23 protein-coding genes and 1 tRNA gene are annotated in these 19,293 nt (G+C 44.9%); 20 read left to right on the top strand and 4 right to left on the bottom strand.

Annotation, left to right across the window (positions count from 1 at the left end):
• The first annotated feature begins 33 nt into the window (after positions 1 to 33).
• The 9 genes from metK to AB6E78_RS10780 all read left to right on the top strand — a co-directional run bounded on the left by metK (position 34) and on the right by AB6E78_RS10780 (position 7,008).
• Positions 34 to 1,188, top strand: coding sequence for a methionine adenosyltransferase (gene metK / locus AB6E78_RS10740; RefSeq protein WP_017062234.1), 1,155 nt, complete (start codon positions 34 to 36; stop codon positions 1,186 to 1,188).
• Positions 1,189 to 1,556: 368 nt separating this feature from the next.
• Positions 1,557 to 2,354 (top strand): DUF2189 domain-containing protein, encoded by a 798-nt coding sequence (locus AB6E78_RS10745; protein WP_372111914.1) that lies wholly within the window; start codon positions 1,557 to 1,559, stop codon positions 2,352 to 2,354.
• 80 nt (positions 2,355 to 2,434) lie between these two features.
• Complete coding sequence (locus AB6E78_RS10750) at positions 2,435 to 2,935, top strand: SprT family zinc-dependent metalloprotease (protein WP_017062236.1); 501 nt, start codon at positions 2,435 to 2,437, stop codon at positions 2,933 to 2,935.
• Between the two features lie 96 nt (positions 2,936 to 3,031).
• A complete protein-coding gene (locus tag AB6E78_RS10755) occupies positions 3,032 to 3,763 on the top strand; it encodes an endonuclease (RefSeq protein ID WP_017063198.1) in 732 nt (243 codons plus the stop codon).
• 153 nt (positions 3,764 to 3,916) lie between these two features.
• A complete protein-coding gene (gene rsmE / locus AB6E78_RS10760) occupies positions 3,917 to 4,648 on the top strand; it encodes a 16S rRNA (uracil(1498)-N(3))-methyltransferase (RefSeq protein ID WP_372133406.1) in 732 nt (243 codons plus the stop codon).
• 9 nt (positions 4,649 to 4,657) lie between these two features.
• The gene (gshB, locus tag AB6E78_RS10765) at positions 4,658 to 5,608 is read left to right on the top strand and encodes a glutathione synthase (RefSeq protein WP_004735482.1); all 951 of its coding nucleotides are present in this window, start codon (positions 4,658 to 4,660) and stop codon (positions 5,606 to 5,608) included.
• Between the two features lie 116 nt (positions 5,609 to 5,724).
• Complete coding sequence (locus tag AB6E78_RS10770) at positions 5,725 to 6,288, top strand: YqgE/AlgH family protein (protein ID WP_102394125.1); 564 nt, start codon at positions 5,725 to 5,727, stop codon at positions 6,286 to 6,288.
• Between the two features lie 60 nt (positions 6,289 to 6,348).
• Positions 6,349 to 6,771 (top strand): Holliday junction resolvase RuvX, encoded by a 423-nt coding sequence (ruvX, locus tag AB6E78_RS10775; RefSeq protein WP_004735480.1) that lies wholly within the window; start codon positions 6,349 to 6,351, stop codon positions 6,769 to 6,771.
• Between the two features lie 99 nt (positions 6,772 to 6,870).
• Positions 6,871 to 7,008 (top strand): hypothetical protein, encoded by a 138-nt coding sequence (locus tag AB6E78_RS10780; protein ID WP_170791814.1) that lies wholly within the window; start codon positions 6,871 to 6,873, stop codon positions 7,006 to 7,008.
• 74 nt (positions 7,009 to 7,082) lie between these two features.
• Here AB6E78_RS10780 and AB6E78_RS10785 read toward each other — a convergent pair whose 3' ends face one another.
• Entirely contained in the window at positions 7,083 to 8,192 is a 1,110-nt protein-coding gene (locus tag AB6E78_RS10785) for a PilT/PilU family type 4a pilus ATPase (protein WP_017062241.1), read from the bottom strand.
• Positions 8,193 to 8,206: 14 nt separating this feature from the next.
• Positions 8,207 to 9,244: a type IV pilus twitching motility protein PilT gene (locus AB6E78_RS10790; protein WP_017062242.1), complete on the bottom strand. Its 1,038-nt coding sequence runs from the start codon at positions 9,242 to 9,244 to the stop codon at positions 8,207 to 8,209.
• Positions 9,245 to 9,270: 26 nt separating this feature from the next.
• Between AB6E78_RS10790 and AB6E78_RS10795 the strand changes: the two genes are divergently transcribed.
• The 7 genes from AB6E78_RS10795 to hemW all read left to right on the top strand — a co-directional run bounded on the left by AB6E78_RS10795 (position 9,271) and on the right by hemW (position 14,121).
• Positions 9,271 to 9,975, top strand: a complete 705-nt coding sequence (locus tag AB6E78_RS10795; RefSeq protein ID WP_017062243.1) for a YggS family pyridoxal phosphate-dependent enzyme — start codon at positions 9,271 to 9,273, stop codon at positions 9,973 to 9,975.
• Between the two features lie 78 nt (positions 9,976 to 10,053).
• Positions 10,054 to 10,872: a pyrroline-5-carboxylate reductase gene (gene proC, locus AB6E78_RS10800; protein WP_017069591.1), complete on the top strand. Its 819-nt coding sequence runs from the start codon at positions 10,054 to 10,056 to the stop codon at positions 10,870 to 10,872.
• A gap of 76 nt (positions 10,873 to 10,948) precedes the next feature.
• A complete protein-coding gene (locus AB6E78_RS10805) occupies positions 10,949 to 11,506 on the top strand; it encodes a YggT family protein (protein WP_017067798.1) in 558 nt (185 codons plus the stop codon).
• Between the two features lie 29 nt (positions 11,507 to 11,535).
• Positions 11,536 to 11,826: a DUF167 family protein YggU gene (gene yggU / locus AB6E78_RS10810; RefSeq protein WP_017067797.1), complete on the top strand. Its 291-nt coding sequence runs from the start codon at positions 11,536 to 11,538 to the stop codon at positions 11,824 to 11,826.
• 28 nt (positions 11,827 to 11,854) lie between these two features.
• On the top strand, positions 11,855 to 12,286 hold the full coding sequence (locus tag AB6E78_RS10815; RefSeq protein ID WP_372054660.1) for a DUF4426 domain-containing protein: 432 nt from the start codon (positions 11,855 to 11,857) through the stop codon (positions 12,284 to 12,286).
• Positions 12,287 to 12,334: 48 nt separating this feature from the next.
• Complete coding sequence (locus AB6E78_RS10820; protein ID WP_017062247.1) at positions 12,335 to 12,934, top strand: XTP/dITP diphosphatase; 600 nt, start codon at positions 12,335 to 12,337, stop codon at positions 12,932 to 12,934.
• On the top strand, positions 12,934 to 14,121 hold the full coding sequence (gene hemW, locus AB6E78_RS10825; RefSeq protein WP_017067796.1) for a radical SAM family heme chaperone HemW: 1,188 nt from the start codon (positions 12,934 to 12,936) through the stop codon (positions 14,119 to 14,121). Before AB6E78_RS10820 ends, hemW begins: the two co-directional genes overlap by 1 nt.
• Positions 14,122 to 14,273: 152 nt before the next feature.
• Here hemW and glsB read toward each other — a convergent pair whose 3' ends face one another.
• Positions 14,274 to 15,194 carry a glutaminase B gene (glsB, locus tag AB6E78_RS10830; RefSeq protein ID WP_017062249.1) on the bottom strand — a complete coding sequence of 307 codons (921 nt, stop codon included), beginning with the start codon at positions 15,192 to 15,194 and terminating at the stop codon, positions 14,274 to 14,276.
• Between the two features lie 349 nt (positions 15,195 to 15,543).
• Positions 15,544 to 16,263 (bottom strand): tRNA (guanosine(46)-N7)-methyltransferase TrmB, encoded by a 720-nt coding sequence (trmB, locus tag AB6E78_RS10835; RefSeq protein WP_017062250.1) that lies wholly within the window; start codon positions 16,261 to 16,263, stop codon positions 15,544 to 15,546.
• 165 nt (positions 16,264 to 16,428) lie between these two features.
• On the opposite strand from trmB, the gene mutY reads away from it, so the two are divergent.
• The 4 genes from mutY (at position 16,429) to AB6E78_RS10855 (ending at position 19,167) form a co-directional block, all read left to right on the top strand.
• A complete protein-coding gene (gene mutY / locus AB6E78_RS10840; RefSeq protein WP_137001320.1) occupies positions 16,429 to 17,484 on the top strand; it encodes an A/G-specific adenine glycosylase in 1,056 nt (351 codons plus the stop codon).
• 28 nt (positions 17,485 to 17,512) lie between these two features.
• Positions 17,513 to 17,785: an oxidative damage protection protein gene (locus tag AB6E78_RS10845; protein ID WP_137001321.1), complete on the top strand. Its 273-nt coding sequence runs from the start codon at positions 17,513 to 17,515 to the stop codon at positions 17,783 to 17,785.
• Between the two features lie 69 nt (positions 17,786 to 17,854).
• Positions 17,855 to 18,988: a membrane-bound lytic murein transglycosylase MltC gene (gene mltC / locus AB6E78_RS10850; RefSeq protein WP_017062252.1), complete on the top strand. Its 1,134-nt coding sequence runs from the start codon at positions 17,855 to 17,857 to the stop codon at positions 18,986 to 18,988.
• Positions 18,989 to 19,091: 103 nt separating this feature from the next.
• Positions 19,092 to 19,167, top strand: a tRNA-Phe gene (locus AB6E78_RS10855).
• The last annotated feature ends 126 nt before the right edge of the window (positions 19,168 to 19,293 follow it).

Genomic DNA, 19,293 nt, shown 5'->3' on the forward strand with positions numbered 1-19,293 from the left:
CTATTTACACCAAAAACTAAAAGTGGAGCTCTCATGGCTAAGCACCTATTCACTTCTGAATCTGTTTCAGAAGGCCATCCAGATAAAATTGCAGACCAAATCTCTGATGCTGTTCTTGATGCCATCTTGGAACAAGATCCAAAAGCACGTGTTGCTTGTGAGACTTACGTTAAAACCGGCATGGTTATGGTTGGCGGTGAAGTAACAACGTCTGCATGGGTTGATATCGAAGAAATCACTCGTGAAACAGTACGTGAAATTGGTTACGTTCATTCTGACATGGGCTTTGACGCTGACTCTTGTGCTGTTTTAAACACAATTGGTAAGCAGTCTCCAGACATCAACCAAGGTGTTGATAAAGAAGACCCTAAAGAGCAAGGCGCAGGCGACCAAGGCATCATGTTTGGTTACGCGACTAACGAAACTCCTATCCTAATGCCAGCTCCAATTACTTACTCTCACCTTCTTGTTAAGAAGCAAGCTGAAGTACGTAAGAGCGGTAAGCTTGACTTCCTTCGCCCAGATGCGAAATCTCAAGTTACTTTCCAATACGACCAAGGTAAGATCGTTGGTATCGATGCTGTTGTTCTTTCTACTCAACACTGTGATTCAGTAACAACGCCTGACCTACGCGAAGCAGTAATGGAAGAAATCATCAAGCCAGTACTTCCTGCTGAGTGGATCAACAAAGATACTAACTTCTTCATCAACCCAACAGGCCGTTTCGTAATCGGTGGCCCAATGGGTGACTGTGGTTTAACTGGTCGTAAGATCATCGTTGATACCTACGGCGGCGCAGCTCGTCACGGTGGCGGTGCATTCTCAGGTAAAGATCCATCAAAAGTTGACCGTTCTGCAGCTTACGCAGCACGTTACGTTGCGAAAAACATCGTTGCTGCTGGTATGGCTGACCGTTGTGAGATTCAACTGTCTTACGCTATCGGTGTTGCTGATCCAACATCTATCATGGTTGAAACGTTCGGTACTGAGAAAGTAGCACACGAAATCATCATTGAAGCTGTTCGTCAAAACTTCGACCTACGTCCATACGGCCTTCAAGAGATGCTGAACCTTCTTCAGCCTATCTACAAGCAAACTGCTGCATACGGTCACTTCGGTCGTGAAGAGTTCCCTTGGGAAGCGACTGACAAAGCAGCAATCCTTGCGGACTTCGCTGGCCTAAAATAATTTAGCCACTGCGATGTGTTCCTTTAAAGCCCTTACTGCTTAGTAAGGGCTTTATTTTTATGTACTTACCGAACTTTCACTCACAATACCCTTCCCTAACGCCCTTCTTTACCGTCAACCACTTAGTATAAAAAGCCGCTGATAATTTGTGTTTTCTAGCACTACTGACAATAGTTAAGGTAACTCCTAGACGATCAAGCTCACATTTAACTTAAATTAATTCAGTCTGATAACGCTCGTTAAATGCACGCTAGAACAATAACTGGGATGACAAAGAGCAATTTAGCTCAACACCATAACTCTCACACAAGCCACATCGATGAGCCTTATGGAATTATAACTAGGACGTTATTTAACTAGGGGGATCTATGCCTCGTACCGCGCACCCATCCGAACTGAACGATAAAAAACACAAGGTCAGCGATAAGGATTACGCTCGCACCATTCCTTGCAACCAAATCAGTATTTCCGCACCCTTTCATTGGTTGTCGCTTGCTCTGCATGACTTAGTAAGAATGCCATTAATCAGCGCATTCTACGGTTTGTGCTTTATGGGAGCGGCAATCGCCATTGTTCAGCTTGTCCAATGGCAAGGAACACACTTGGTCGTAATGCCAAGCCTGATCGTGTACATGCTAATAGGGCCGTTTCTTGCTCTGGGCTTGTATGACGCAGCTTGGGAAAGAGAAAAAGGCCACAACGCAAGCCTACTGCACTCGATGAAAGCCATCACTCGCAACTCCACCCACCAATGGGCCTTTGCGATCGTATTGATGGTTGCGATGATATTCTGGATGCGTATCGCTGCATTATTGCACGCGCTCTACCCTTCAGTGCAAGGCGCACCACTGGCTGAGTTCGCTCCCTTCTTAATTACGGGTTCTGTGATTGGTTTTGTTATCGCAAGCCTCATATTTAGCATCTCAGCATTTTCAATTCCGTTAATGATGGAGAGACGCGTTGATGTGATGAGTGCGATTTTCACTAGCTTTAATGCCGTGAAATCGAACATCCCTGCAATAGTGGTTTGGGCGAGTATTATTTGTGCCGGTATTTTGGTGGGTTTTGCCACCTACGGCATCGGAATGATCGTCACCATGCCGCTACTTGGCTATGCTACATGGCACGCTTATCACGAGATCATTAAGAAAAAACATCACGTGTAAAGCATCGCTAGATCAACAAGCAATGTTATGATTAGGCCTTGGTTTAAACGCTGAGGCCTTTTATTTGGAGTTAACAACGTTTGTCTTACACCCCGCAACAACACCGAGCAAATAAGAAATTGGCCGAATGCCTAGCTATCGCAAATCAACATTTCTCTCGTGAATTTCCACACCCAACTATCACCTTCAAGTTAAGAGGCAAAGCGGCGGGAAAGGCCTACCTTCAGCTCAACGAAATTAAGCTCAACCACGTACTATTTTCTGAAAATGAAGATGCCTTCATCAACGAGGTTGTGCCACATGAACTCGCACACCTGATCACGCATCAGGTTTTCGGACGTGTTAGGCCTCACGGAAACGAGTGGAAATACGTGATGGAAAAAGTATTCAACGTGCCAGCCAGAACAACTCACAGCTTTGAAATCGCGTCAGTTCAAGGGAAAACCTTTGAATATCGATGTGAGTGCACCACTTACCCATTATCAATCAGACGACACAACAAAGTACTTCGGAATCAATCGACCTACCGCTGCCAATTGTGCCAGCAAACCTTAGCTTTCACGGGAACTCAACTAAGCTAGTGACAGGTTGATTTACTCGGTAGAACAAATCTAATAGAGAGATCTAACATTTGAGTGCTAGACTGATGTTTATCATACTTTTATCAGTCTTTTTCTATGCAAAAACTCACCTTCAAAGCATTTGGCCTACCTGTATCTTTTTACTTAACAATAGTATTTGGCCTACTGGTAACCCAAAGCGTTCTCGCCGCACCACCGAGCTCATTTTCCAAAGCAAAAAGAGAAGCGGTGAAGATTTACCTCGACCATCCGACTTCATTTTATTGCGGCTGTGACATTACATGGAAGGACAAAAAGAAAGGCATTCCCGACCTTGATGGCTGTGGCTATCAAGTCCGAAAACAACAAAAGCGGGCGAGTCGAATTGAGTGGGAACACGTGGTTCCAGCTTGGCAATTTGGCCACCAGCGTCAGTGTTGGCAAGATGGTGGGCGCAAGAACTGCACTCGCAATGACAAAATATTCAAATCCATGGAAGCCGACCTTCACAACCTAACTCCGGCCATTGGCGAGGTTAACGGTGATCGCTCCAACTACAACTTCAGTCAGTGGAATGGCATGGATGGTGTGAGCTATGGTCAGTGTGAAATGCAGGTCAACTTCAAGCAGCGTAAAGTTATGCCGCCAGACAGAGCAAAAGGCTCTATCGCGCGTACTTACCTTTACATGAGCCAAGAGTATGGTTTCAAACTATCTAAGCAACAAACCAACCTAATGATGGCGTGGAACAAGCAATTTCCTGTCGACAAGTGGGAATGTACTCGTGATGAGCGAATCTATGCCATCCAAGGTAATCACAACCCATTTGTTTACCCTGCTTGTAAATAACGTCGCTCGTACAATCAACATTCCTAACTATCTCAAACAAGAGTTTCAGAATTGCCCCTGAAACTCTTGCTCTACCCTTGTTTTTTCAACTAAAAGCATCCATGTTAAGCAGAGACAAAATACCCAAATGAACATATTTATAGGTTTACCAGCATGAGAATCCCTCGTATTCATCACCCAGAACGCATTCATCAGTTAGGTTCACTCGCTTTAGGCGAAGATGCCGCGGGTCATGTTGGTCGTGTCCTTCGCATGAAAGAAGGCCAAGAAGTCCTTCTATTTGATGGCAGTGGCGCTGAATTCCCTGCGACGATAGCCGAAGTATCAAAGAAAAATGTCACCGTTAATGTTTCTGAACGCATCGAACGCAGCAGCGAATCTCCGTTAGACTTACATTTAGGCCAAGTGATTTCACGTGGCGACAAAATGGAGTTCACGATTCAGAAATCGGTTGAGCTTGGTGTGAACACCATTACCCCTTTAATTTCAGAGCGCTGTGGCGTTAAGCTTGATACAAAACGCTTCGAGAAAAAACTCGCACAGTGGCAAAAGATTACTATCGCGGCGTGTGAACAGTGTGGCCGCAATACGGTTCCAGTCATTCGCCCTATCATGCAACTTGAAGAGTGGTGTAGCGAACCGAGTGAAGCATTAAAGCTGAACTTACATCCTCGTGCAAAATACTCAATTAATACCCTTCCAGAACCTATCAGTAAGGTACGCCTATTGATCGGCCCTGAAGGTGGCTTGTCGGCTGAAGAAATCGGCATGACAGAACAATACAAATTTGAAGAGACGCTACTCGGCCCACGTGTACTTCGTACCGAAACAGCAGCTCTAACCGCAATTACTGCCTTACAAGTCCGTTTTGGCGATCTAGGCTAGGAGAAAAAAATGATCAAACTTGGCATCGTAATGGATCCAATTTCATCCATTAACATCAAAAAAGACTCTAGCTTTGCCATGATGCTTGAAGCTCAGCGTCGTGGTTACGAAATCCATTACATGGAAATGGATGATCTACATTTAGATCAAGGCGTAGCCATTGCTGACACTAAGGTTGTTGAACTAAAAGAAGATCCAAACGGTTGGTACGAGTTCAAATCAGAACAGACTATCGCGCTATCCGATTTAGATGCGGTACTAATGCGTAAAGATCCTCCGTTTGATACTGAGTACATCTACGCAACTTACATTCTTGAGCGTGCTGAAGAGAACGGCGCACTGATCGTCAACAAACCACAAAGCCTACGTGACTGTAACGAGAAGTTGTTCACGGCATGGTTCCCTGAACTGACACCGACCACCATCGTGACTCGTAAAGCTGAAAAAATTAAAGCGTTCCGAGAAGAACACGGCGACGTGATTCTAAAACCACTTGATGGCATGGGCGGCGCGTCTATCTTCCGTGTGAAAGAAGGCGATCCAAACGTATCAGTTATTATTGAAACCTTGACCAACCACGGTCAGAACTACGCAATGGCACAAACTTTTGTTCCAGACATCAGCAATGGTGATAAGCGTATTCTTGTGGTTGACGGTGAGCCAATGCCTTACTGTCTAGCGCGTATTCCTGCAAAAGGGGAAACTCGAGGTAACCTTGCTGCTGGCGGTACAGGTGAAGCTCGTCCTCTAAGTGAAACAGACTGGGCTATCGCAAGAGCAGTTGCTCCAGCACTGAAAGAGAAAGGCTTAATCTTTGTTGGGCTTGATGTTATCGGCGACAAGCTGACTGAAATTAACGTGACTAGCCCTACTTGTATCCGTGAAATTGAAGCCGCTTTTGATATTTCAGTTACAGGTAAATTAATGGATGCAATTGAGCGTCGCGTTAACGCTAAATAGCCTAAACTAAAGAAAGCCTTAGCTATTCGAAAACACAGAAATATCTAGGCAAAGAACAATGAGCGGCTTTACGCCGCTCTTTTTCCTTTACTGGGAACACACTGGCAGGAGGCTCTATGAATTTAACGAACCACTTTCTGGTTGCTATGCCCGGAATGAAAGACCCATACTTTCAAAATTCGGTGATTTACCTTTGTGAGCACAATGACGAAGGCGCGATGGGTTTGATGATCAACGCCCCTATCGATGTCACTGTCGGCAGCATGCTTAAACAAGTTAAGGTTGATTCTGAGCAGCCGAAATCCAACCAAGCAAGTCTTGATAAGCCAGTATTGAACGGTGGGCCGGTCGCAGAAGACCGTGGATTTATTTTGCACAAACCTAAAGGCAGCTATCAATCCAGCATCAACATGACAGATCAAATCTCGGTGACGACTTCAAAAGATATCTTGATGGTGTTGGGCACAGAAGATGAGCCGATGAATTATTTAGTCGCACTTGGGTATGCAGGATGGGAACCGGGACAACTGGAAACCGAACTGACCGAGAACTCATGGTTAACCGTTGAAGCCGATCCGAAGGTCATCTTCGATACACCGATTTCTGACCGCTGGAAAGTCGCCGTGCAGATGTTAGGAATAAATGCGGCTCAGCTTTCAGCAGACGCTGGCCACGCCTAGTTCAAATCAGCTAAATAAAATAAACAGACACTCTCAAACACAGATAAATTTGGAAACCCCATGTCACGAACAATTATGGCATTTGACTACGGTACAAAAAGTATCGGCAGTGCGATAGGACAAGAAATCACGGGCACCGCAAGCCCTCTAAAAGCTTTTAAAGCCAAAGATGGCATCCCAAATTGGGACGATATCGAAAAGCAAATTAAGGAGTGGCAGCCGAATCTTATCGTGGTTGGTCTTCCTACCGATCTTCATGGTAAAGATCTAGCCGCGATTACACCAAGGGCGAAGAAGTTTGCCAATCGCCTAAAAGGGCGCTTTGGTGTCGATGTTGAACTGCATGATGAAAGACTTTCTACGACAGAAGCAAGGGCCGACCTTTTTGAAATGGGCGGCTATAAAGCGCTAAGCAAAGGCAATGTCGATAACCAGTCTGCAGTCGTCATTTTAGAGAGCTGGTTTGAAGCACAATATTCATAACGAAAATTAAGAGCTCAAAGATTAAACTCCTTTGTGATCCTATAATGATATTACGACGTAATGTCGAAGCAATTCATTATTAGGTAAGTGGGAGTTCACATGAAAATTTTTCTAGCAATCTTCGTAGCTCTAGCAATATCAGCATGCAGTTCGACAAGCTCCAATAATGCAGGTTATATGAATCATACTTCGACTGACGCAGACGTAATCAGCGAGCCTAAGAACAAGAAGCGTTGATAATACAGACGCAGTCGAACGATGAATATGATGAACGCCTGATTTTAACCTAGAATCAAATCAGGCATTTTTTATCACCCCATATCTATCTTCACACCAGCCAACGCCCCAGTTCCGTAGTCGTCATCACCACGTCTAGTTTTGAGCATTAAGCGCAAGTCATTAGCAGAATCGGCACTGTGGAACGCATCCTCTTCGCTGATCTTGCCTGCTATCACTAAATCATACAAAGCTTGGTCAAAGGTCTGCATACCTATCTCTTTCGATTTAGCCATGGTTGCTTTCAGTTCGTGTAGTTCACCACGACGAATCAAGTCAGAAACACGAGGGCTATTCAGCAGAATCTCGAATACACCATGACGCCCGCTGCCATTCTTGTCGCGAATGAGTTGCTGAGCGACGACACCACGCAGGTTCATCGATAGGTCAAACAAGAACTGTTCTTTCTGCTCTTTCGGCACCAAATGAAGAATACGCTCTAGCGCTTGGTTAGCGTTATTGGCGTGCAAGGTTGCCATACACAAGTGCCCCGTTTCAGCAAAGGTCATCGCGTATTCCATGGTCTCACGGCTACGGATTTCGCCAATCAAGATCATGTCTGGTGCTTGGCGTAGCGAGTTCTTAAGCGCGACTTCATAGCTCTCGGTGTCGAGTCCAACTTCACGCTGTGTCACGATGCACTTTTTATGTTCATGCACAAATTCAATCGGGTCTTCAACCGTCAAGATATGTCCCGAGCGATTGGTGTTGCGATAGCCTGTCATTGCAGCCATTGAGGTCGACTTACCAGAGCCTGTCGCACCAACCACCAGCACAAGTCCGCGCTTAGCTATTGATAGGTCCTGTAGTACATCAGGAAGCTTTAGTTGCTCAAAGGTTGGGATGTTAGTCTCGATACGTCGAATGACCGCTCCAGGTAGCTCTCGCTGAAAGAATGCACTGACACGAAAACGACCAAAGTCACGCACAATCGCAAAATTAGCCTCACGCGTTTGCTGATATTCATCACGTCGGTCTTGTTCCATCATCGCATCAAGTAATTGAGCAACTTGAGCCGCATTCAGCTTCTCTCCTTGAGGGCGTAATTCACCATCCACACGAAAAAGGATTGGCGCATCAACCGTGATATAAAGATCCGATGCCTTTTGAGAAAGCATTCCCTCAAGGATTTGATTCAATTCCATTGTGTCCACCTTGATTAAAACATTGAGGTTTCAATTTCGATCTTTTTCTCGACCTCTTCCGAATCAACCAAGCCCTGCGCCATCAGCTGCTTCGCATTTTGTTCCATGGTCTGCATGCCGTGCGCTGCGCCCGTTTGAATGATCGAGTACATCTGAGCGACCTTATCTTCACGAATCAAGTTTCTGATCGCCGGTGTTGCCATCATGATTTCATGACACGCCACACGACCACCACCAACACGCTTTAGCAGCTTCTGGGCTATCACCGAGCGCAGTGATTCAGACAACATCGAACGAACCATATCTTTATCGCTACCTGGGAACACATCGATAATACGGTCGATCGTTTTAGCCGCAGAACTGGTGTGCAGAGTACCAAAGACCAAGTGACCCGTTTCTGCTGCGGTTAACGCTAAGCTAATCGTCTCTTGGTCACGAAGTTCACCAACCAGAATCACGTCTGGGTCTTCACGTAAGGCACTGCGCAGTGCCGCTTTAAAACTGTGAGTATCACGGTGAACTTCACGCTGGTTGACTAGGCATTTATTATTGGTGTGAACGAATTCAATCGGGTCTTCAATCGTCAGAATATGCTTATTGTGGTTGCGATTTACGTAATCAACCATCGCCGCAAGAGTCGTTGATTTACCAGAGCCAGTTGGACCAGTGACGAGCACTAACCCTTTTTCGTAGTTAGCAATCCTTTCGAAGATCTCAGGTGCACCTAACTGATCTAAAGTCGGGATTTCGACAGGGATAGTTCGAAAGACAGCTGAGCAGCCACGGGCTTGGTTAAACGCATTAACACGAAAGCGACCAACATTGGGTAATTCAAAAGAGAAGTCTACTTCCAGTTTTTCTTCAAACTCGCCGCGTTGTGAATCGCTCATGATCTCAAAAACCAAACGATGCACATCAGCATGACTCAAAGCTGGGATTCCAAGCTTCCTTACTTCACCATCTATACGTACCATTGGAGATACACCCGCAGAAAGATGTAGATCTGACGCGTTATGCTTTACACTAAAATCTAGTAACTCAGTGATATCCATTTATTTTCCCTTAAGTAAAGTCAGCTATGAGTAGTATTCAACAAAATATCGAACAAATCACCTCACAGATTCGTAGTGCTGAGCAAAAGTGCGGACGAGCTCCAGAGTCCGTGCAACTTTTAGCCGTCAGCAAAACTAAACCTATTGATGCGATTCTAGAAGCCGCACTCGGAGGCCAAGTTGCCTTTGGTGAAAACTATGTTCAAGAAGGTGTAGATAAAGTAAAACACTTTTCAGAACAACATTCTAACCTAAATTTAGAGTGGCATTTTATTGGTCCAATTCAATCCAATAAAACCCGCCCAATCGCGGAAAGCTTTCAATGGGTGCATTCCGTCGATCGCGATAAGATCGCACAAAGGCTTAATGATCAACGACCAAGCGAACTTCCACCTTTGCAAGTGTTGATTCAGGTAAACACCAGTGGTGAAGAGTCCAAATCTGGAACCTCAGAAGAGACAGTTTTTGCACTCGCGGAGTTGATTTCATCGCTCCCCAACCTCACCTTAAGAGGATTGATGTCGATTCCTGCAAACGTATCTGACTATCAATCTCAGCTTAATGCATTTTCTCAACTGGCAGAGCTTAAAGACAAGCTAGCCGCGAAGTATTCAGACATTGATACCCTTTCGATGGGGATGAGTGGTGATATGGATGCAGCAGTTGAGGCTGGCAGCACAATGGTTCGTATTGGAACAGCTATTTTCGGCGCTCGTGATTACGCGAAATAGCCGTAGTAAGTAACGACAAGTACAAGTATTGATACCGCTTCGCCTTATCCGCGCAGCGACACGCTCAGGATTTTATATATGGTACATAAGAACATCGCCTTTATTGGGGCGGGAAACATGGTTCGCTCAATTGTAGCTGGCTTAGTTGCTAGTGGTTACCCAGCGCAAAAGATTACTGCGACAGCACCTTCAGAAACAAGAAGGCTGCCGTTAGAACAAGAATACGGCATCAATACCACCAGCGATAATATTGCAGCAGCAGAGCAAGCAGACGTTGTTGTGTTATCCGTGAAGCCACAAATGATGGCTGATGTATGTAAACCCTTACAAGATATCGACTTCAGCAACAAACTGGTTATCTCAATTGCCGCGGGTATTAATGCGAATCGACTTAATGAGATGTTAAACTGCCAACTGAACCTTGTTCGTGTGATGCCAAACACGCCATCACTGCTTGGTAAAGGGATGAGTGGTCTTTATGCCGATGCAACTGTCAGCCAAGATGATAAAGACTTTGCTTCTCAGCTGATGCAAGCTGTTGGTGAAGTAAGTTGGGTTGAACAAGAGTCTGGAATCAACAACATCATTGCGGCGGCGGGTAGCGCTCCGGCTTACTTCTTCCTGTTTATGGAAGCGATGCAAGCTGAAGCAATCAAGCAAGGTTTTGACCAAGAAACCGCTCGTAAGCTAGTGCAGCAGTCTGCATTAGGCGCGGCAGAGATGGTGGTAGCAAACCAAGATACTGAATTATCAACACTGCGTGAACAAGTGACATCCAAAGGCGGCACGACCGCAGAAGCACTACGCACGTTTAACGAACATCAACTATCAGACATCGTAGCAAAAGCCATGCAAGCGGCGGTTGCTCGAGCTGAAGAGATGGAAAAACTGTTTTAGTACCAATCAAGGTAAACAAGCATTTTGCCGCTCTGGTTATATCTAAGCGACAAGTAAATCCGAAAAAGGAAACAATATGAACTCGATGAGCTTTCTGATCTCGACCGTTTTTGATCTTTACATCATGGTTGTGATCTTGCGTATCTGGCTACAAGCATCACGTGCAGATTTCTACAACCCATTCTCACAATTCATCGTAAAAGCGACACAACCGGTTGTTGCCCCACTACGCCGAGTTATTCCATCAATCGGCAGCCTTGATCTAGCGACCGTTGTTTTCGCTTATGTGCTGTGTGTACTTAAGTTCGTTGCTCTAAACCTGATTATCTCTGGCGGCGCTGCCGTTTTCGATATTAGCTTCCTTATCTTTGGTGCACTGTCTCTGCTCAAAGCGGCTGGTGGTTTGATCTTCTGGGTTCTACTTATCCGTGCAATCCTAAGCTGGGTAAGCCAAGGTCGTAGTCCAATCGAGTACGTATTCCATCAACTGACTGAACCAATGCTAGTGCCTATCCGCCGTATCCTTCCGGACATGGGTGGTTTCGACCTAAGCGTACTGGTTCTGTTCATTGTTCTGCAATTTGCGAACTTCCTAATGGGCGACATGATTGGCCCTATTTGGTATCAGCTATAATTCAAGTACAAACATCAGGTACTTTGACGATGCCAAAAGCGGTTTGGGCCGAGGAAGACGATATTCTTCTTAGGCTCTATATCCAACCCAAAGCAAGCCGAGACAAAATTGTCGGCTTGCACGGTCAGGAACTGAAAATTGCCATTACTGCACCACCGGTTGATGGCAAAGCCAATGCCCATTTAGCGAAATACCTTGCGAAACAGTTTAAGGTCGCAAAAGGGCAAATTAAGATAGAAAAGGGAGATCTCGGTAGGCACAAGCAAGTTCGAATATGCTCGCCAAGCCAAATCCCAACTGAAGTCAAAGCCATCCTATGATGGCTTTTTGCTATTTATTGGAGTCATTATGCGTTTATGGATAACAGCACTACTCACCGCTCTTGTTGCCTTACCAAGCTCAGCAGGGCAATTTAAGAACATTAAGGATGTCGAGGTTCATTACTCGGCTTTTAATTCCACGTTCTTAACTTCGCAAGTCGCTAAGCAATACAAACTTAAGCGAAATGGATACTCAGCAATCCTCAACATCAGCGTGTTAGACAAGGCTTCTCTAGGCAGGCCTGCGACAACGGCTAAAATTACGGGAACAGCGAAGAACCTCGTTGGAAACACCCGTACTTTGAAGTTTCGAGAAATCAAAGAAGGCGATGCGATTTATTACCTTGCTGAGTTCCCCGTAACTCACGAAGAAAACATCACCTTCGACATCGATGTGAACGCAGGCCTAAAAGGCACTGGTCCACTGCGTTTCACACAGAAATTCTATATAGAAGAGTAAGCTCAAACCTTACTTTTCATTTATTAACTTATTTAGAGCTACATTCCCATGAGTAAGATTGTTTTAGCAACAGGCAACCAAGGTAAAGTTCGCGAGATGGCAGATATTCTGTCTGAGTTTGGTTTTGACGTTGTCGCGCAAAGTGAATTTAACGTTTCAGAAGTCGCTGAAACAGGAACGACTTTCATTGAAAATGCCATCATCAAAGCTCGCCACGCAGCGAAAGAAACAGGGCTGCCAGCCATTGCTGACGACTCAGGTTTAGAGGTTGATTACTTAAATGGTGCGCCAGGTATCTATTCAGCGCGTTACTCAGGTGAAGGGGCAACCGATAAGCAGAACATCAAAAAACTATTAGATGCGATGCAAGGTGTCGAAACTGAAAAGCGTACTGCGCGTTTCCACTGTGTGTTGGTGCTAATGCGTCACGAGAATGATCCAACACCTCTAGTGTGTCACGGTAAATGGGAAGGTCGTATTCTTACTGAAGAACACGGTGAGAATGGCTTTGGCTACGATCCTGTGTTCTTTGTACCAGAAGATAACTGCGCCTCAGCAGAGCTTGAATCTTCGCGTAAGAAACAACTATCACACCGTGGTAAAGCGCTTGCGTCACTATTCAAGACTCTCAAGGAGCAAGCTCTGTAATGCACAATGCAGCGCTAATACCACCCGCACTTAGCCTCTATGTACACATCCCATGGTGTGTACAAAAGTGTCCGTATTGTGATTTTAACTCTCACGCTCTGAAAGCCGAGATCCCTGAAAAAGAGTACATCGATGCACTGCTTGAAGATCTCGATACTGATATCGAAAAATATCAGCTCAATGGTATGCCTCGCCCACTGCATTCGATCTTTATTGGTGGCGGTACCCCAAGCCTGTTTTCTCCTGAAGGAATTGGCCGATTGTTACAAGGCATTGAACAGCGCATCCCGTTCAAACCTGAAATAGAAATCACCATGGAAGCCAACCCGGGAACTATCGAAGCTGAGCGTTTTGCAGGTTACCAAAAGGCAGGCATTACTCGAATCTCGGTGGGTGTGCAAAGTTTTGAGCAAGAGAAACTGGAAAGACTTGGGCGTATTCATGGTCAAGATGAAGCGGTAAATGCTGCTCATTTAGCGCATAAGATTGGATTGAATAGTTTCAATTTAGACTTAATGCACGGCTTACCCGAACAGAGTATTGAACAAGCGTTGGCTGATTTGGATAAAGCGATAGAACTCGACCCTCCGCACTTATCTTGGTATCAGCTAACAATAGAACCTAACACCATGTTCTATTACAAAACACCAACGCTGCCTGATGATGATGACCTTTGGGATATCTTCGACCTAGGCCATAAGAAGCTCGCAGACGCAGGGTATGTGCAGTACGAAATTTCAGGCTACAGCAAGCCGGGATATCAGTGCCAACATAACCTCAACTACTGGCGCTTTGGTGACTATCTAGGTATTGGCTGTGGCTCTCATGGCAAGCTGAGCTTTACAGATGGACGCATTGTTCGTACCACTAAGGTTAAGCACCCTAGAGGCTATCTAGCTGCGTACCAAAACATGGTAAAACCTTATCTATCAGATGAATTTGAAGTGCCGAATGAAGACCGCCCTTTTGAATTTTTCATGAACCGCTTTAGGTTAATGGAAGCATGTCCAAAGCAGGATTTCATTGATACGACAGGGCTTGGTTTTGACTCGATTCAAAAAACGATTGAATGGGCAAAAGAGCTAGGCTACTTGAAGGAAACCGACACTCACTGGCAGATCACTGAAAAAGGAAAGCTGTTTCTCAATGATCTGTTAGAAGCCTTTATGGCAGAAGAAGACGAGTAGTTCGAGATTCGAGATTCGAGATTCGAGATTCGAGATTCGAGATTCGAGAAGCATTGCGTAAGGGTTGGCTTTAGGGTCAACCCTTTTTGTTTTATAGCCCTCTCTCGGAGCGAAGCGTTCTATAGGACAACGTCCGAGCTCGAATCTTTCTCTTAGAAAATAGAACGACCAATTCGCTCTGAAAGCAACTCTAGAGCCTTAGTACCTGCGAGCGAGTTGCCAGAAGGATCAAGCTCTGGAGACCACACCGCAATCGTCATTTCGCCAGGAACGATAGCAATAATACCGCCACCAACGCCCGATTTTCCTGGCATACCAACACGGTAGGCAAACTCACCAGCCCCATCGTACAAGCCACACGTCGCAAGCAAAGCATTCAACTGCTTGGTTTGAACTGGCGTGATGATCTCTTTCTTGGTTTGAACCGACACGCCTTTGTTTGCTAAATAGCTAAAGGTTTTTGCCAAATCCACACACGTCATTTTAAGCGCACAAGCGTGGAAGTAGTTATTCAGAACTGGGATAACATCATTCTCAAAATTACCAAATGAACGCATCAAATAAGCAATGGCAGCATTACGATCGCTGTGCATCATTTCTGAAGCCGCTACCACCTTGTCATACACAATATGAGTATCACCCGATAACTGACGCACAAACTCTAACAAGCGGTGCCTAGGCGCAGACAAGCGGCTTTGTAGTAGGTCTGCAACGACAATTGCCCCCGCATTGATGAACGGGTTGCGGGGAATACCATACTCCATCTCAAGCTGAATCATCGAGTTAAAGGCTTGACCAGAAGGCTCTTTGCCTACTCTTTGCCAAATCTCTTCAGGCTTATATAGCACCATAGCTAGCGTCAGGCTCAAGGCTTTAGAAATAGATTGCACAGAAAATGCTTCTTCAGCATCGCCTGCTTTAATCACCTCACCTTCATTGGTGTATACCGCGATCGCCAGTTTCTGGTTCGATACGCGAGCCAGTGCAGGGATATAATCAGCGACCTTTCCCTGTCCAATTAAAGGACGAACTTCGTCTAAGATCTCGGCCAAAATAGCTTGAGTTGGTTTCATGTGCGCTTACTTCTATATTGTTATTTTTGTAGGGGTGTAACATATACCAATCGTAGTAAATAACTGCTCACTCTAGCTTGTTAAAATGCTCGATAACTGCGTTAGAATTTTTGATTGTAGAGTAACTACTTATCGAAAAATGCTGCCTTGTTCTCAAGCCTTTTTCCTACGCTATTTCTGATCACTTACTTACTGTGATTGGTATTACTTTCTGTCGTTAAGCCTTTACTGAAATAAAAGCCTAAGGACAAAAAAGCCAACATTACAATAATGTTGGCTTTAATCAATCCCATAAAGTGTAGGGGTTAAACCCTAAGTCGGATTACCCTTCACTTAATTTGATTCGAAGTTACTTAGTACGCTTGAACTTAATGTCCCAAACACCATGACCTAAACGGTGGCCACGCGCTTCAAACTTAGTTAGCGGGCGCTCATCCGGACGAGGGATGTAATCACCATCTTCAGCGATGTTTTCGAAGCCTGGAGCTACGTTCATCACTTCAATCATATGTTCTGCGTAGTTTTCCCAGTCTGTTGCCATGTGGAAAACACCAGTATCAAGTTGAAGCTTGCCGCGAACCATCTCTGCAAACTCAGCCTTAACGATACGACGTTTATGGTGACGAGCTTTGTGCCATGGGTCAGGGAAGAACAGTTGCAGAGTATGCAGGCTGCTATCTGGGATCATGTGTTCAAATACTTCTACAGCATCGTGACACATTACACGCAGGTTAGTTACGCCAGCATCGCGAGCTGTACCTAAACACGCACCAACACCCGGGCTATGAACTTCAATACCTAAGAAGTTTTTCTCAGGTGCGTTCTTTGCCATTTCAACCAGTGATGCACCCATACCGAAGCCAATCTCTAGTACAACCGGGTTATCGTTGCCAAATACTTCTTTCCAGTTAAGAAGCTCTGGGTTGTAGTCGATACCCATTGTTGGCCAACATTCATTCATCGCGTTCTCTTGGCCTTTTGTTAAGCGGCCTTCGCGGCGAACAAAGCTACGGATCTTACGAACCAGTTTGCCGTCTTCAGTATATTCGTTAGTGGTCACTTCACTCATTGATTTTTGCCTGCACATTGATTAATCAAAGCGGGGATTATCCAAAGAATTGCCTCCGGTGCAAGTCTTTCCGTGGATAAATTCCCACACAATTTGTCTGTTTTACATCCAACGTTAAGTGTGGTGCAATTTCGCTTCTAATAATAGCAAAGCATAGAGCATGTCGTGACTCCTTTCGCAACCGCCATATTAAAGTGGTATGACGCCTACGGGCGTAAAGAATTGCCTTGGCAACAAAACAAAACCGCCTACACCGTTTGGCTATCTGAAATCATGCTTCAGCAGACTCAGGTTGCTACGGTGATTCCATACTACCAACGCTTCTTAGAACGCTTTCCAACGGTTATCGACCTAGCGAACGCCGAACAAGATGAGGTACTCCACTTATGGACAGGGCTTGGTTACTACGCACGAGCTCGTAACCTACACAAAGCTGCCAAGATCGTCGCAGAGCAATATGGTGGGGAGTTTCCACTTTCCCTCGAAGAAATGAATGCGCTTCCAGGCATTGGCCGCTCAACAGCGGCAGCCGTTCTGTCCTCTGTTTACAAGCTCCCTCATGCGATCCTTGATGGTAACGTGAAGCGAACGCTTGCAAGAAGCTTTGCTGTCGAGGGCTGGCCTGGTCAAAAGAAGGTTGAAAACCAACTCTGGGAACACGCAGAGGCACACACCCCAAAGCAAGATGTCGATAAATACAATCAAGCTATGATGGATATGGGAGCAATGGTTTGTACTCGTAGCAAGCCTAAATGTACTCTGTGCCCAATTGAAAACATGTGTGAAGCTAAAAAACTCGATAGACAACTCGACTTCCCTGGCAAAAAGCCAAAGAAAGAGAAACCAGTAAAAGAGACATGGTTTGTAATCCTGTATCACGATAACCAAGTGTGGCTTGAGCAGCGCCCTCAATCAGGTATCTGGGGAGGCTTATTCTGTTTCCCTCAAAATGAGAACGCAGAAATCGAACACCAATTGGATCTTCGTTCAATCACAAACACAGATTCAATCAAGACCATGATTGCGTTTAGACACACTTTCAGCCACTACCACTTAGATATCACGCCAGTATTAGTGAAATTAGATAAACAACCAGATTTGATAATGGAAGGGGCTAAAGGTCTCTGGTATAACTTATCAAAACCGGAAGAAATTGGCCTAGCCGCTCCTGTAAAGCAGCTTATTGAGAGCCTACCCTTTGAACTGAACGACGACGTTTGAATCAACGAACGCGATAAGAGGAACCACTATGAGCCGCACTGTATTTTGTACTCGCCTTCAAAAAGATGCTGAAGGCCTAGATTTTCAACTTTACCCAGGTGACTTAGGTAAGCGTATCTTTGACAACGTGTCTAAAGAAGCTTGGGGACAATGGCAAAGCAAGCAAACTATGCTTATCAATGAAAAGAAGCTAAACATGATGGATCCTGAGCATCGTAAACTTCTTGAAACTGAGATGGTTAACTTCCTTTTTGAAGGTAAAGATGTCGTAATTGATGGCTATACTCCACCAAGCGAATAAGACATTTATTTAAGCAATTTTTAATGACATCATGGTTAACGCTGCGATGTCATTTTTGTATGAGGAACTATGAAAAAGCTAAGTTACTTCCTAACAGCCATGTTATTAACTGGCTGCAGCCGTGAATTTGTCGAAAGCATTTATGATGTCAATTACGAGCCAACCAACCGGTTTGTGAAGAATTTAGCTGAGCTACCCGGACAATTTGAAAAAGATACCGGGGCGCTAGATTCATTAATAGATAGCTTTTCAGGCAACATTCAAAAACGTTGGGGTAGCAGTGAAATCAAGATGGCAGGTAAGAGTAACTATGTGAAATACATAGATAATTACTTAAGTCGTTCAGAAGTGAATTTTAGCCAAGGCCTGATAACGGTGGAAACGGTTTCCTCTACCGAACCGAAAAAACACCTCAAAAATGCGATCATGACGACCCTTTTGACGCCAGATGATCCGGCGCATGTCGATCTATTCTCTTCTAAAAGCATCAAGCTAGAAGGCAAACCTTTCCTCTATAATCAGGTCGTAGACCAAGAAAAAAAGCCCATTCAATGGACTTGGCGAGCGAACCAGTTTGCGGATTACCTGATCGCGAATAACCTAAAAACCAAAGAAGTCGACTTTAAAAAAGCCTACTACGTTGAAATCCCAATGGTGGCCGACCACGCTAGCCAGCGTAGTTATCAATATGCCGACATCGTTCGACGAGCGTCTCAGCGTTATGACATCCCTGAAGATTTAATCTACGCTATCATCAAGACAGAGAGTAGCTTCAACCCGTACGCCGTAAGCTGGGCTAATGCTTATGGTCTTATGCAGGTGGTACCTAAAACCGCTGGTCGAGATGTATTTGAACACGTCAAAAAGAAACCTGGTGAACCAAGCCCTGAGTACTTATTCAATCCAGAAAACAACATTGATGCTGGCACCGCATACTTTTACATCCTTAAAAATCGTTATTTGAAAGACGTAAAAAACCCATTAACGCTTGAATACAGTATGATTTCAGCCTATAACGGCGGTACTGGTGGCGTACTCAATACCTTCAGTAAGGACAGAAAGCGAGCAATGCAAGACTTAAACTCGCTGCAACCGAGCCAAGCCTACTGGGCGCTTACCAAGAAGCATCCAAATAAAGAGTCGCGCCGATACCTCGAAAAAGTAACGCAATTCAAAAAAGAATTTAACCAAGGTAAAACATAACCCTCACTTTTGAATAAAAAAACAACGAACGAACGGTTTTTTTAATTATTTTCAAAAAAGGAGTTGACGGTTATGCAGAAAATCCGTTTAATAGCGCTCCGTTGCCCGGATAGCTCAGTCGGTAGAGCAGAGGATTGAAAATCCTCGTGTCGGTGGTTCGATTCCGCCTCCGGGCACCACAATTTGATTTGTTGGTGTCAACACTCTTTAACAGGGAGTAACAACACGGACAAAAGCATAAAGAATTTAGTGTGCCGACTTAGCTCAGTAGGTAGAGCAACTGACTTGTAATCAGTAGGTCACCA

Origin of the sequence: Vibrio sp. 10N.247.310.98 (assembly GCF_041467395.1) — a bacterium.
Classification (GTDB): domain Bacteria; phylum Pseudomonadota; class Gammaproteobacteria; order Enterobacterales; family Vibrionaceae; genus Vibrio; species Vibrio crassostreae_C.